Raw genomic sequence first — 13,318 nt, 5'->3', positions numbered from 1 at the left:
CCAGCTGAGAGGGAATCAAGACATGTCATTCGGCAATGACCCGCAGCGCCCGTATCGGGGCATCGCTTGAAAAAAACCCGCCACTGCCGCCTACAATCGGGGGATCTGTCGTGTCCGGGTCTTCGCGCATGTCTGTGTTGCCGTTCCTGATCATCGAAACCGGGCACCCCGTGCCGGAGATGAAGCGATACGGCCGTTTTCAGCACTGGATCCGCGTGGCGGCTGGGCTGGCCGAGCAGGAAACCGTGGCCATCGACGTCGCCAATGGCGAGGCGCTACCGGACCCGGCCGACTTTGCCGGCATCATCGTCAGCGGTTCGGCTGCCTTCGTGACCGACCGCGCCGACTGGAGCGAACGCAGTGCCGAATGGCTGCGCCATGCCGCTCATCAGGGCATGCCGTTGCTGGGCATCTGCTACGGGCATCAGCTGCTGGCGCACGCGCTTGGCGGCGAGGTCGACTACAACCCGGCCGGGCGCGAATCCGGCACCATCGCGCTGGAACTGCATCCGCCAGCCGAGCAAGACCCTCTATTTGCAGGCCTTCCGCCGCAGTTCCCGGCACATGCCACCCATCTGCAGACGGTCGTCCGCGCCCCCGATGGCGCCGTCGTGCTGGCGCACTCGCGGCAGGACCGCTGCCATGCGTTCCGCTGGGGCCGCGCCACCTGGGGAGTGCAGTTCCATCCGGAGTTCGCCACCCACCACATGCGCGGTTATGTGCAGGCGCGCGCCGAGTGCATTGCCCGGCATGGCCACTGCGCCCGCACGGTCGCCCGCGAGGTCACCGCCGCTCCGATCGCCCGCAAGCTGCTGCGCCGCTTCGTGCATCACGCATGCGGCCTGCAAACAGTGATCGCTCATCCCGCCGCACACACGTAAAAGCAGCGATAATCGCGGCACGCCGGATGGTCCGGTGCGTGTCGATCCGGAATGGGAATGAGCGAAATTCGTAAGGTGCCGGCATCTGCCGGCGCAGAGTGGCTGTTGACCGGTTTCTCGCTGTTGAAGCGGGCGCCGCTGGCGCTTGGCTCGCTGGGGGTGATCTGGAGCGTGGCCGCCTCGCTGGTGGTGTCGCTGTCGGTACTGGTGCCACTGCTGGGCCCGGCCCTGCAGTTCCTGCTGGTCCTGGCCGGCCCGCTGTTCATGGGCGGCCTGCTGTGGGCCATCCGCGAAGTGGACGAAGGCCGCACCGCCAAGCCATCGCACTTGCTGCACGGTCTGCAGGACGGTCGCGCGCCCCATCTGCTGGTGTCGCTGCTGCCACAGCTGATCGCCGGCCTGCTGCTGGGCGTGCTGCTGCTGGTGATGATCGGCGCCAACGGGCTGCAGCAATTGTCCGAGGTGATGGTCAAGATCAACCAGATCAGCCAGTCCGGCGCGCAGCCGGACCCGGTGCAGATCGAGCAACTTGCCGCCAGCCTGCCGGCCGGCCGTATCCTGCTGTGGCTGCTGCTGACCATCGCCACCTTCGCGGCGATGACGCTGGCGCTATTCGTGATGCCGCCGCAGGTGATGTTCGACCGCAGCACCGGCGGCCACGCGCTGCGCGAGAGCCTGCGCGCCAGCCTGCACAACCTGCCGGCGATGCTGGTGTTTTTCGTGCTGGCCTTCATCAGCATCTTCGCGATCTATTTCGCAGTGATGATCGTGGCGCTGATCGTCGGCCTGGTGGCCGGGCAGACCGTGGCGATGTGGCTGGCCCAGCTGCTTCTGATGGCCGTGCTGATGCCGGTCTTCGCCGGCTCGGTCTACGCCGCCTGGAAGCAGATGTTCACGCACGAAGGCGCCGTTGCACAGCCGGCCCCGCCGTCGCGCCCGGACGTGTTTGCCGCCTGAGGTGCGTGATCTGTAGGAGCGCACCTGGGCGCGATGAAGCTTTCTCGGGAAAGCCTCTATCGCGCCCGGGTGCGCTCCTACACGAGCGGCACCTTCGGTGCCAGCTAGCACCTGCGTTGGCCTGGCGCCTTGTGCAAACAAGCGTCCATCTCGCACTCCCAGCCCTCGTTCTGACACGTCAAGCACTGCTTTGGCTATCAAACGCGTGTGTGCGTGCTTGCGACCGGATCACTCGGGCATCGTAGGAGCGCGCTTGCGCGCGATGAAGCTTTCCCGCGAAAGCTTCATCGCGCACAAGTGCGCTCCTACAAGGAGAGGCCTGGCACTGTCGGTGCCTGACGCGCGGCGCGCTAGGCGGCTTTCGGCCCGACCGCGCGTGAGGCGACGATGCCGAGCTCGTAGAGCAGGCACATCGGGATCGCGAGCATCAGCTGCGAGACCACGTCCGGCGGGGTGAGCACCGCGGCCAGGATGAAGATGCCGACGATGGCGTAGCCACGGCCTTCGCTCAGTTGCTTGGGCGTGACCCAGCCCAGCAGCACCAGGATCACCAGCGCCACCGGCAACTCGAAGCTCGCACCGAAGGCGAAGAAGATCGCCAGCACGAAGTCGAGATAGGAATTGGCATCCGGGGTAATGGCGATCACGTCCGGCTTGAACGTGGTCAGGAAGTGGAACACCGCCGGCAACACCAGGAAATACGCGAAGGCGCAGCCGATATAGAACAACGCCACCGCCGAGGCCAACAGCGGAAACGCCAACTTCTTTTCGCGCTGATACAGGCCCGGCGCCACGAACGCCCAGGCCTGATACAGCAGCCACGGCACGCTGAAGAACACCGCCACGAAGAAGGTCAGCTTGAGCGGGGCGAAGAACGCGCCGGCCGGATTCATCGCGATCATCGTCTGCCCCAGTGGCAGCTGCGAAATCAGCGGCGCCGCCAGCCAGGAATAGATCGCGCGGGAGAACGGCAACAGCGCCAGCAACACCACGCCCAGGCCGATCAGCGCGCGCACCAGCCGCGCGCGTAACTCGACCAGATGCTCGATCAGACTGCTTTCGGCCTGTGCGTCGTCGAACAGGCTCACGGCTGCTTCTCCTGGATCTTGGTTGGCGCGGTCGGCTCTGTCGCGGTGCTCGGCTCGAGCGACGTGCTCGCATCGATAGGTGCGGCAGTCACCGGGGCATGCGCGCTGGTGAGATGTGCGGCATGCGGCGCTGGCACCACGGGGTCATGTGGGGCCGGTACCAACGTTTGATGGGGCGCCGGGGCGATTGGCTGTGCCTGTGCAATCACCGGTGCCGCAGCCGCTGGTGCAGCGACGGCGGCCACTGCCGGCATTCCTGCCGCCGACGTCCCTACGGCCCGCTCGGCATTGGCCCCGGCCGACAGATCCGCATGCGCCAGCTCCAGCGGCGTCGCCACCGGTGTCGCAGTGCTGCGGATATCGATATCGCGGCCCACCTCGTCATGCAGCGCGCGGGCGCCCTGCTCCAGGTGCTGCTGCTTGTTGCGCAACTGGTCTTCGGCCTCGCGCAGCGAGGTCTGCACGTCCTGCAGGCTGCGCTTGAGCTCTTCGGCCTCCAGCTCGCGCTCCAGTTCCTGCTTGACCGAATCCCACTGCATGCGCGCGCGGCGCACCCACAATCCGGCAAACCGGGCCGCCTTGGGCAAACGCTCGGGACCGAGCACCACCAGGGCGACGATTGCGATCAGCGTCAGTTCGCCAACACCTATGTCAAACACCGACGCCGCTCCGGATCAACGCGCGTCGCGGTCGCGCTCGGCCTGCGCCTCACGCGCCTGCTCGGCCGTGCGCGCGTCGTCGCCAAGCTTTCCGGCCGGCTTGTCGTCGTCGTGCATGCCTTTCTTGAATTCCTTGACCGCGCTGCCGAGATCCTTGGCACCGCTGGTGAGCCGCTTGGTACCGAACACCAGCAACACGATCACCAGCACGATCAGCCAGTGCCAAATGCTGAAACCGCCCATGATCTGCTCGCTTGCTGAAAAGAAGGAAGACGCAGGATACCCCAGCGCACCGCGCAGGGGGATGACAGCGGTTTAGCGGTTGCCGTCCAGCGATTCGGTGCGAATTTCGCCATCGGAGACCGGCTGAAATCCCTGTTGCGGCGGCGGCGTGGCGCTGGGCTGCATCGGCACGGTACTGGCCTCGTTGGCCGGCGGCGGCGGGGTGCTCGCGGCCTGTGCCGGTGGCGCGGTCTGCGGACGCGGTGCAGGTGCGGTGCCCTCGGCCGCGCCGTCGGTGCCGCGATTGGCGCGCGCGGTGTAAGTGGCCTCTTCCAGGCGATCGCGGAAAGCGATCACGTCGGTGGACGCGCGCTCGTTGGTGCGGCCTTCGAAGATCATGCGCGGGGTGGCGCCGCCACCGTAGGCATTCAGATCGGCGGCATCGTCGATCTGCAGGATCGCGCCATCCAGTGCGACGCCGGCGAACAGGCCACGGGCGCGCGACCACGACCAGATTTCGGCCTTGAGCTGGCCGTCGGTGGCGGCGGCGGCATTGCGGCCGACCGGGCCGGCGGCCACGCCGGCATCGGCGCCGAGGGTGAATTTGCCGTTGACGATGTTGTCCAGGCTGCGGTCGTTGCGGAACACCAGCACCACGTCGGAGGACTGCACGCCGGCCTGGAAGCCGATGCTGCCGCCGGTGAGCTTGACGAACACCGGCTGCGACCAGCTGCCGTCGGCGTTCTTCATCGACATCAAGCCGTGGCCGCGACGGCCGCCGATCACCAGACCGGCCTTGAGCGTGTCGGGGATGACCACGATGGCGCGTGCCTCGTCGAGCAGCTTGTCCGGGATGGACTGCTCGGGGATCTTCATGATCTCGTTGAGCACGCGAACCGCGTTACGCGCGCGCTGGTCCTCTTCCGGGCCGGCAACGGCATGGCCGGCGGCGAAGGTCAACGACAACAACAGGGCCAGGCGCGACAAACGGGGCATGACAAGCTCCAAAGGACGATCCGTCAAAGATAGCAATGGCGCGACGTTAGTGGTGGCGCAATGAATCGGTGGTGAGCGCAACCGGGCGATCAAGAGGCGGTCAATGGGGGCGATCGATGCGCTGTCCTCGGCAGCGCTGCTGCGCTCTGCCAGAATGCTCGGCATGAATACCACCTCCGATACCGCCCTGCTGGTCGTCAATCTCGGCACGCCCGAGTCGCCCACCGCCCCGGCCGTGCGCCGCTACCTGGCCGAGTTCCTCAGCGACCGCCGTGTGGTCGCGATCCCGCCGCTGTTCTGGAAGCCGCTGCTGTACGGGGTGATCCTGCCGATCCGCGGGCCCAAGTCGGCGGAGAAATACGCCAAGGTGTGGCTGCCGGACGGCTCGCCGCTGGCGGTGTACACGCGTCGCCTGGCCGAGGGTCTGAAAGAGGTGATGCCGGACTGGCATGTGGAATGGGCCATGCGTTACGGCCAGCCCGCGCTGCGCAAGACGCTGGACGGCCTGCGTGCGCGCGGCATCAAGCGCATCGTGGTGCTGCCGCTGTATCCGCAGTATTCGACCACCACCACCGCCTCGATCCAGGACGTGATCGATGCCTGGCGCCCGAGCGCACCGGAGATCGCGGTGGAGGTGATACAGGACTATTGCGAAGACGCCGGCTGGGTCGCAGCGATCGCCGATTCCATCCGTGCGCACTGGCAGGCGCACGGGCGCAGCGAGAAGCTGATGTTCTCCTTCCACGGCCTGCCGCAACGCGTGGCCAATGCCGGCGACCCGTACCCGCAGCAATGCGAGCGCAGCGCGCAGGCGATTGTCGCCGCGCTTGGCCTGGGCGCGGACGACTGGGAGATGGGGTACCAGTCGCGCTTCGGCGCGGAGCGCTGGCTGCAGCCCTACGCCGAACCCACGCTGTGGAAACTGGCCGAAGGTGGCGTGCGCAGCTTCGATCTGGTCTGCCCGGGCTTTGCCACCGACTGCCTGGAAACGTTGGAAGAAGTGGCCTTGGGCTTTGCCGAAACGCTGGCCGAGCGTAACGCCACACTGAGCTATATCCCCTGTCTCAACGCCAGCCCGGCACATGCGCAGGCACTGGCCGCGTTGGCACGTCGCGTATGAGGTTGGAGCCGTTTGCGTGCGAGCTGCCGATTGGTCAGATCACAGGGTTGCGCAATCACGCGCGCGGCCCGCGCCGGATGCTGGCACTGCATGGCTGGCTCGACAACGCGGCCAGCTTTGTACCGCTGAGCGCGCACCTGCACGCGCAGGATCTGGATCTGGTGCTGCTCGATCTACCTGGTCACGGCCATAGCGCGTGGTTGCCGACCGGTGCCGAATACACGCTCAGCAGTGCGATCGGGATTCTGTTGCAGGTGGCCGATGCGCTGGGCTGGGAGCGCTTCAGCGTGCTCGGCCACTCGCTGGGCGGCGGCGTTGCCAGCCTGCTCGCGGCCGCGGCGCCGGAACGCGTGGAAGCCTTGATCGCGATCGAAGCATTGGGCGCACTGGCCGAGCCGGTGGAAAGCACCGCCACGCGCCTGCGCGATGCAGTGGCCTCGGCACGCACGCTGGCGCAGCGGCCGCTGCGGGTGTTTCCATCGATGGAGATGCCGGTACGCGCACGCATGATGGCCAACCAGCTCACCGAACCGGCCGCACGCCTGCTGGTGGAGCGCGGCGTGCGCGCGGTGGAAGGCGGCTATAGCTGGTGCAGCGACCCGCGCCTGACCTTGCCGACAGCGATCCGCATGACCGAGGCGCAGATCGACGTGCTGCTGGCCTCCATCGCCTGCCCGACCCAGGCCATCTTCGCCACGCCCGCGCAGGTGTATTTCCCGGATGCGTTACGCGATCACCGCGTGGCGCTGATGCGCGATGCGCGCCTGCATCTTCTGCCGGGCACGCACCACGTGCATATGGAAACACCGGAAGCAGTGGCGGCCGTGATCAATGGGTTTTTGGCCGAGTTGCCGCCGCGCGAGTGATAGTGGGTGCGGGTTGTGCCTGCAAGCAAACACGCATTGCCATCGCAGCATGGGTGTCATCAGGTTTGTGACGGGCGGTGCGACACACCGCCCATCACTCGGCCTGCAACAACCGCCGCAACTGCGCCTTGAGTTGGCGGCCGTGTTCGTGGAAATAGCTGCGTTCGTCGCGCCAGGCAGGAAAGCGCTGCTCCACTTCGGCCCAGAACGCGGGCGAGTGATTGGCCTGCACCAGGTGGCAGAGCTCGTGCACCAGCACGTATTCGAACGCGGACGGACGGCCTAGCACCAGCGCCAGATCCAGCGCCATCGAGCCATCCGGTGCGAGCGAGCCCCACTGCGAGGACATTACCTTCAGCCGCACCCGTGCCGGTGCGCGCGGCAAGCCCGGCAGATAGCTCGGTAGCCAACGGCCGACATCGGCACGTGCCTGGGCTTCGTAAAATTCCTTCAACGTGCGGCGCAGACCTGCATCGCCCAGTCGTGTGGGCACATGGAATTGCGCGCCGTCATCGGTGATGTCGATACGTGCATAGCGCCCGTCGTGCCAGCTCAGCGGCAACAAGGCACCGCGTAATGGCAGCAGCCCCGGCACGCCACGCTCCAGCGCGGGAAAGGCATCGACCTGCTGATAGCGCGACAGCTGCGTGCTCAGCCACTCCAGGTGCGCCAGCAAAAACCGTTCGCCGGACACCAGGCTGGCGCGGATCGGCAGCGTCAGCCGGGCGCCGCGTTCGTCCACGCTGAGCTTGATGCGCCGCGCACGTGGGTCGCGCACGCGCAACACCTCGATCTGCCGCCCCTCCAGTTCAAGACGCACGCAGTCGCGTTCGACAAGCTGCGGTGTGGGCGCGATGAGGCGGCGGACGGGCGTGAACATGGGCACAGGATAGCGCTGCGATGTGTCAGGTGGTGAGATGGAGCGATTGATGCATTCGATGACGGCGCGCGCGTGATCTGTGGTGGCACTGCATCCATCACGCCATACCCGGCGCAATGCGCAACGCGCAGCTCAACGCACCTTCAACCAGCTCGGCTTGGGAACATCCAGACGATGCTGAAGCTTGAGCTCTCGGTTGTCTTGAGCCGTGGTTAAACGGTGTGGATGGGGCGGTTTTTAGAGCGGATGATCTGGGGCTTGGCTGCAGGGTGCTTGCCCGCCCACCGACGCGGGACACGCCGCAAGTACGTCCTGTAGCTCTCGGTCACTTTGAGAGGTGATTGAACGGTGTGGATGGGGTGGTTGTGGAGCGGATGATCTGCGGCTTGGCTGCAGGGCCCTTACCCGCCCACCATCGCGGGACACGCCGCAAGTACGTCCATGTAGGCTCTTACGCGGCATCCATGCCGCGTAAGGTCCCGCGACGGTGGGCGGGCAAGGACCAGTCGAGATAGTCGGTGTGTAGGGTGCAAGCAGAGCATGACCTGCGTTGTTTAAATAACGGCGCGTCCGCTCAACTTCCCAAAACAAGCCGAGCAAGGGGCAAGCTTTTAAGAAAACAGCCGACTAATCCCCTGGTGCGGTGTCCTCACCGCTTGCGGGACCATGTGGCGGCATGGATGCCGCCACTGAGCCTCCACGGACGGATTCACGGCGTGTCCCGCAAGTGGTGAGGGCACCGCGCCCTCGACCACCCAGGCGTTTGATTTAAACGTCGGATCCCACTTCTACGACGCCGCTGTTCGAAGTTTCTGTTACTCGGCCTTGCTCAATTTCAACGCAGTTTCCAGCAGCAGGAACAGGCGGCGCACTTCGGCGCTCATCAGCGCGAAGCGGGCGTCGAGTTCGGCGCGTGCGCCGTCGTCTTCGCTGTGTTCGAGCTGGTCCAGTGCGCCGTCGAGGAACTTGAGCTTGCGGATCACCAGATCGTCGCCGAGCACGAACGACAGGTTGTCGTCCAGCACCAGCGCCAGCTTGGTGACCTGCTTGCCGGATTCCAGATGCTTGTCGATCTCCTCACCGCGCAGTTCCTGGTGCTGGCACTTGACCACCGCGCCGCCTTCGATCGGATCCTTCATCTCGCATTCTTCGCCCAGGCTCAGGCCTTCGGGCAAGGGCTCGCCGGCGATCCAGCCGGTGAGGATGGCGCGCGGTGCGACTTCGGCATTCAACGGCAGCGCCGGGAAGCTGCCGAGCGCGCCGCGGATCTCGCTCATCACGTTCTCGCCGCTCTTGCGGCTGGAGCTGTTGACCGCGATGTAGCCGTGCTGCAGGTCCAGGATGGCATCGGTGCGCGAGCTCTTGACGAAGGCGCGCGGCAACAGCTCATGGATCAGATCGTCCTTGAGACGCTTGCGGGCCTTGCCGCCGGGGCGACGGCCTTCCTTCTCTTCGATCTCGGCGACCTTGCGCTCGAGCAGATCGTTGATCACCGCGCCGGGCAGGATCTTGTCCTCGCCACCGACGGTGAGCCAGAGGAAATCTTCCAGACGATGCGAGAGCACTTCCTGCTCATCGCGACCGAACGGGGAGATGAAACCGCGCGAGCTCATTTCCAGCGGGCCGACCGGCTTGAGCTGCACTTGCGGCAGCAGCGTGTCGATTTCGGAAAAATCCAGCGTGGTCGGAAAGCGAAACAAGGTGAGATTGCGAAAGAACATGCGTAAGACCGAAGAGGAGGAAACGTGGAGGGTGGAAGACCGACGGCGGCCGGACGGGCCGCGTCAGTCGCTGTCGTGTGTGATATCGCTTGCGGCGAGCCAGGCGTTGGAGTCGGGATCGGGCGGTGCTGCCTCATTGCGGCGGCCCAGCGACAGGAAATCGAACAGCGTGCGGTCGGCCAGTTGCTCGGGCCGCACATCCCCCAGCGCGCGGGCAATCTGTTCGACCCGTCCGGGCTGCTCGCGATCCCACTGCTGCAACATGCGGCCGACCTGCTGGCGCTGCAAATTTTCCTGGCTGCCGCACAGGTTGCACGGAACGATCGGGAACTGGCGCGCCTGCGCGTAGGCGGCGATGTCGGTTTCACGCACATAGGCCAGCGGGCGGATCACCACATGCTGGCCATCGTCGCTGCGCAGCTTGGGTGCCATCGCCGCGAGCCGGGCGTGGTGAAACAGGTTCATGAAGAACGTGGCCACGATGTCGTCGCGATGATGGCCGAGCGCGATCTTGGTCACGCCATGCGCCTGCGCGTAGGCATACAGCGCGCCGCGCCGCAGCCGCGAGCACAACGAACACATGGTCTTGCCGGCCGGAATCACCCGGCTGACCACCGAATAGGTGTCCTGCTCGACGATGTCGAATGGCACGCCGAGATCGCGGAGGTAGCCCGGCAGCACGTGCGCGGGAAAGTCCGGCTGCTTCTGGTCCAGATTCACCGCCACCAGGGTGAACGGCACCGGCGCCTTGCGCTGCAGGTGCAGCAGCATGTCCAGCAAGGTGTAGCTGTCCTTGCCGCCGGACAGGCACACCATGATCTTGTCGCCGGCGGTGATCATGCCGAAATCGGCAATCGCCTGACCCACCTGGCGCTGCAGGCGTTTACCCAGGCGCAGCTGCTCACGCTGCAACCGCTGGCGCGGGTCGCGCGGCGCAGGGTCGGCCAGGGGTTGCGGCAGCGGCAGGACAGCGGTCATAAGCCGGCCATTGTAGCTGCCCCGCGCGCGGCGGGCCGGAGCACGGCGCGTGCGGCTGAATGAGCGGTCAGCTGCTTGTAGGTGGGGCGTGCTGCGGTCGTTCGCCGTGCCGCATGGTTAGCGAGCCCATCACGGCTGCGCGGTGCGCCGGGAGGCCGGTTGCACGGCGGACATCTCGCAGCGCAGCAAGCCTTTCTGCGCCGGGCTGGGTAAAGTCCTGCAGACCGCTTCACTCGGGATCGGCATGGCATCTTCAGCTTCGCTGCATGGCGCGGCTTTTTTCAGTCGCGATTTTGGTAGCGCTAACATTTGCAGGAGTTCGACCGTATGAGCAACACCGTCTACATCGGCGCGAAAGAATATTTCCCCGGCATCGGCAAGATCGGCTTCGAAGGCCGCGACTCTGATAACCCGCTGGCCTTCAAGGTCTACGACGCCAACAAGCAGATCGGCGATAAGACCATGGCCGAGCATCTGCGCTTTGCGGTGGCCTACTGGCACAGCTTCTGCGGCAATGGCGCCGATCCGTTCGGCCCGGGCACGCGTGCGTATCCGTGGGATGTGGGCGCTACCGCGCTCAATCGTGCCGAAGCCAAGGCCGATGCCGCGTTCGAATTCTTCACCAAGCTCGGCGTGCCGTACTACTGCTTCCACGATATCGATCTGTCGCCGGATGCCGACGACATCGGTGAGTACGAGCGCAATCTCAAGCACATGGTCGGCATCGCCAAGCAGCGCCAGGCCGACACCGGCGTCAAGCTGTTGTGGGGCACCGCGAATCTGTTCTCGCACCCGCGCTACATGAATGGTGCATCGACCAACCCGGACTTCAACGTGGTGGCGCGTGCAGCGGTGCAGGTCAAGGCGGCGATCGATGCCACCGTCGAGTTGGGCGGCGAAAACTACGTGTTCTGGGGCGGCCGCGAAGGCTATGCGTGCCTGCACAACACCCAGATGAAGCGCGAGCAGGACAACATGGCGCGCTTCCTCACCCTGGCACGCGACTACGGGCGTGCGATCGGCTTCAAAGGCAATTTCCTGATCGAGCCCAAGCCGATGGAGCCGATGAAGCACCAGTACGACTTCGACAGCGCCACGGTGATCGGCTTCCTGCGCCAGCACGGCCTGGACCAGGATTTCAAGCTCAATATCGAAGCCAACCACGCCACGCTCTCGGGCCACAGCTTCGAGCACGACCTGCAGGTTGCCAGCGATGCCGGCCTGCTCGGCAGCATCGATGCCAACCGCGGCAATCCGCAAAACGGCTGGGACACCGACCAGTTCCCGACTGATCTCTACGACACCGTCGGCGCGATGCTGGTGGTGCTGCGTCAGGGCGGGCTGGCACCGGGCGGGCTGAATTTCGATGCCAAGGTGCGCCGCGAATCGTCCGATCCGCAGGATCTGTTCCTGGCCCACATCGGCGGCATGGACGCGTTCGCACGCGGGCTGGAAGTGGCCAATGCGTTGCTGACGTCCTCGCCGTTGGAGCAATGGCGCGCAGAGCGTTACGCCAGCTTCGACAGCGGCGCCGGTGCGGCATTTGCCGATGGCACCAGCACATTGGTGGACGTGGCCCAACATGCGGCCGGCAATGAGCCAAAGCAACTCAGCGGCCGCCAGGAAGCCTACGAGAACCTGATCAATCAGTATCTGACGCGTTGATGCTGTGCGGATGATCGTCTGCACACGCAGGCGATCACCTACTGCCTGCGCGCTTAAAAGCGCGCAGCGTTACGGTTGTTCTGCTGCATCCGGCGCCGCCGGTGCGGCTACCGAATCCCGCTTGACCAGCAGGTGCGCGACCACATGATCGACCATCTTCGCCGTACGCTCCTTGGCACGAATCGTCTTCAACAGGATATCCAGTGCGGCGTCGGCCATGGCGGCGATGGGCTGCTGCACGGTGGTGAGCTCGGGCCACACTGCGGTGGCGGCAGAAGTATCGTCGAAACCGACCACCGACAGATCGCGCGGCACATCCAGCCCGCGCCGATGCGCAACCGAGATGGCAGCGGCGGCCATATCGTCGTTGCTGGCGAAGATGGCGCTGGGGCGGCGTTTGCGCGCCAGCAGTTTTTCCGCAGCGACCAGACCCGATTTGTAGGTGTAGTCGCCCGGCTGCACCAGATGCCGATCCAGGCGCAAGCCGGCATCGGACAGCGCTGCTTGAAAGCCTTCGAAACGGCGTGCGCTGGCGGACAGATTGGGATGCCCGGCGATGTAGCCGATGCGGGTATGCCCCTGCGCGATCAGATGCTCGGTGATCTCCTTGGCAGCGGCGAATTCGTCGATGCGCACGCAGGCCACATCCGGGCTGAAATGGTTGGAGGCGATCGCCACGACCGGCACCTTGGCGCGCACCAGTTCCAGGACCGCAGCTCTGGATTCGCACAGCGGCGGCGGCAGGATCACCCCAGCCACGCCCTTGGCGAGCTTGCGTGCGGCCTTGCGTTCGGCATCGGCATCCAGGTCGTCCCAGCAGTCGATGACCAACTGGATCGAGGTGCGCGAGGCCACCCGCAACACACCCAGCAACAATTCGCGCAAATACGCGCCGCTGGGGTCGCTGTAGATCAACGCGATACGCAGGCTTTGCGCGGCGGCGAGTGCACTGGCGGCCAGGTTGGGCGTATAGCCGAGCTTGTCCACCGCGCGCAGCACGCGCGCACGGGTGGCATCGCGCACGCTGCCGTTGTTGTTGACCACGCGCGAGACCGTCATCGGCGAGACCTTCGCCAGCGCCGCCACCTCATTGATGGTGATCGCGCGGCTGGTGCGGCGGACCGATTTCCTGACCTTCTCCAAGCGTGGCCTCTTCAAGTGGGTGGCGAACCTGCACGATGCACACATGCTGCGGGGAGAACGCAAGCGCCGCATGCGTGCGTGACGATGCGAGGCATGGTACCGGGAAGCAGGCACAGCGGCGATACACGGCTGCGTGCGTTCG

13 protein-coding genes are annotated in these 13,318 nt (G+C 65.6%); 5 read left to right on the top strand and 8 right to left on the bottom strand.

The window, feature by feature from the left end:
- Window positions 1-128 precede the first annotated feature (128 nt).
- Entirely contained in the window at window positions 129-881 is a 753-nt protein-coding gene (locus NMB96_RS06985) for a glutamine amidotransferase (protein ID WP_043889556.1), read from the top strand.
- Between the two features lie 57 nt (window positions 882-938).
- Window positions 939-1,838, top strand: coding sequence for a BPSS1780 family membrane protein (locus NMB96_RS06980; protein ID WP_023905696.1), 900 nt, complete (start codon window positions 939-941; stop codon window positions 1,836-1,838).
- Between the two features lie 350 nt (window positions 1,839-2,188).
- On the opposite strand, the gene tatC is transcribed toward NMB96_RS06980, so the two are convergent.
- The 4 genes from tatC to NMB96_RS06960 all read right to left on the bottom strand — a co-directional run bounded on the left by tatC (window position 2,189) and on the right by NMB96_RS06960 (window position 4,803).
- Window positions 2,189-2,926, bottom strand: a complete 738-nt coding sequence (tatC, locus tag NMB96_RS06975; RefSeq protein WP_006449088.1) for a twin-arginine translocase subunit TatC — start codon at window positions 2,924-2,926, stop codon at window positions 2,189-2,191.
- Window positions 2,923-3,585, bottom strand: coding sequence for a Sec-independent protein translocase protein TatB (gene tatB, locus NMB96_RS06970; RefSeq protein ID WP_023905697.1), 663 nt, complete (start codon window positions 3,583-3,585; stop codon window positions 2,923-2,925). The genes tatC and tatB overlap by 4 nt, the downstream gene beginning before the upstream one ends.
- A gap of 15 nt (window positions 3,586-3,600) precedes the next feature.
- Window positions 3,601-3,828, bottom strand: a complete 228-nt coding sequence (gene tatA / locus NMB96_RS06965) for a Sec-independent protein translocase subunit TatA (RefSeq protein ID WP_023905698.1) — start codon at window positions 3,826-3,828, stop codon at window positions 3,601-3,603.
- A 72-nt stretch (window positions 3,829-3,900) separates the two neighbouring features.
- Window positions 3,901-4,803 (bottom strand): lipid-binding SYLF domain-containing protein, encoded by a 903-nt coding sequence (locus tag NMB96_RS06960; protein WP_023905699.1) that lies wholly within the window; start codon window positions 4,801-4,803, stop codon window positions 3,901-3,903.
- 154 nt (window positions 4,804-4,957) lie between these two features.
- On the opposite strand from NMB96_RS06960, the gene hemH reads away from it, so the two are divergent.
- Together hemH and NMB96_RS06950 are read left to right on the top strand one after the other, a co-directional pair.
- Window positions 4,958-5,923 (top strand): ferrochelatase, encoded by a 966-nt coding sequence (gene hemH, locus NMB96_RS06955; RefSeq protein ID WP_043889933.1) that lies wholly within the window; start codon window positions 4,958-4,960, stop codon window positions 5,921-5,923.
- Window positions 5,920-6,789 (top strand): alpha/beta fold hydrolase, encoded by an 870-nt coding sequence (locus tag NMB96_RS06950; RefSeq protein WP_023905701.1) that lies wholly within the window; start codon window positions 5,920-5,922, stop codon window positions 6,787-6,789. Before hemH ends, NMB96_RS06950 begins: the two co-directional genes overlap by 4 nt.
- Window positions 6,790-6,883: 94 nt before the next feature.
- Here NMB96_RS06950 and NMB96_RS06945 read toward each other — a convergent pair whose 3' ends face one another.
- The 3 genes from NMB96_RS06945 to ttcA form a co-directional block, all read right to left on the bottom strand.
- The gene (locus NMB96_RS06945; RefSeq protein WP_023905702.1) at window positions 6,884-7,669 is read right to left on the bottom strand and encodes a YgjP family zinc-dependent metalloprotease; all 786 of its coding nucleotides are present in this window, start codon (window positions 7,667-7,669) and stop codon (window positions 6,884-6,886) included.
- A gap of 815 nt (window positions 7,670-8,484) precedes the next feature.
- A complete protein-coding gene (locus NMB96_RS06940) occupies window positions 8,485-9,390 on the bottom strand; it encodes a recombination-associated protein RdgC (RefSeq protein ID WP_255086562.1) in 906 nt (301 codons plus the stop codon).
- Between the two features lie 63 nt (window positions 9,391-9,453).
- Window positions 9,454-10,368: a tRNA 2-thiocytidine(32) synthetase TtcA gene (gene ttcA, locus NMB96_RS06935; RefSeq protein ID WP_255086561.1), complete on the bottom strand. Its 915-nt coding sequence runs from the start codon at window positions 10,366-10,368 to the stop codon at window positions 9,454-9,456.
- Window positions 10,369-10,695: 327 nt separating this feature from the next.
- On the opposite strand from ttcA, the gene xylA reads away from it, so the two are divergent.
- A complete protein-coding gene (gene xylA / locus NMB96_RS06930) occupies window positions 10,696-12,033 on the top strand; it encodes a xylose isomerase (protein ID WP_255086560.1) in 1,338 nt (445 codons plus the stop codon).
- Between the two features lie 69 nt (window positions 12,034-12,102).
- Here xylA and NMB96_RS06925 read toward each other — a convergent pair whose 3' ends face one another.
- Window positions 12,103-13,176 (bottom strand): LacI family DNA-binding transcriptional regulator, encoded by a 1,074-nt coding sequence (locus NMB96_RS06925; RefSeq protein ID WP_162498396.1) that lies wholly within the window; start codon window positions 13,174-13,176, stop codon window positions 12,103-12,105.
- Window positions 13,177-13,318 lie beyond the last annotated feature (142 nt).

The organism is Xanthomonas hortorum (genome assembly GCF_024339125.1).
Classification (GTDB): Bacteria; Pseudomonadota; Gammaproteobacteria; order Xanthomonadales; family Xanthomonadaceae; genus Xanthomonas; species Xanthomonas hortorum.
The sequence above is the reverse complement of the archived record's forward strand: the minus strand, read 5'-3'. Positions and strand labels throughout refer to the sequence as shown.

Coding starts and splice junctions, on each gene's coding strand:
- xylA (WP_255086560.1), top strand. CDS start 10,696: ATGAGCAACACCGTCTACATCGGCGCGAAAGAATATTTCCCCGGCATC.
- NMB96_RS06960 (WP_023905699.1), bottom strand. CDS start 4,803: ATGCCCCGTTTGTCGCGCCTGGCCCTGTTGTTGTCGTTGACCTTCGCC.
- NMB96_RS06950 (WP_023905701.1), top strand. CDS start 5,920: ATGAGGTTGGAGCCGTTTGCGTGCGAGCTGCCGATTGGTCAGATCACA.
- NMB96_RS06945 (WP_023905702.1), bottom strand. CDS start 7,669: ATGTTCACGCCCGTCCGCCGCCTCATCGCGCCCACACCGCAGCTTGTC.
- hemH (WP_043889933.1), top strand. CDS start 4,958: ATGCTCGGCATGAATACCACCTCCGATACCGCCCTGCTGGTCGTCAAT.
- ttcA (WP_255086561.1), bottom strand. CDS start 10,368: ATGACCGCTGTCCTGCCGCTGCCGCAACCCCTGGCCGACCCTGCGCCG.
- tatA (WP_023905698.1), bottom strand. CDS start 3,828: ATGGGCGGTTTCAGCATTTGGCACTGGCTGATCGTGCTGGTGATCGTG.
- NMB96_RS06980 (WP_023905696.1), top strand. CDS start 939: ATGAGCGAAATTCGTAAGGTGCCGGCATCTGCCGGCGCAGAGTGGCTG.
- NMB96_RS06985 (WP_043889556.1), top strand. CDS start 129: ATGTCTGTGTTGCCGTTCCTGATCATCGAAACCGGGCACCCCGTGCCG.
- NMB96_RS06940 (WP_255086562.1), bottom strand. CDS start 9,390: ATGTTCTTTCGCAATCTCACCTTGTTTCGCTTTCCGACCACGCTGGAT.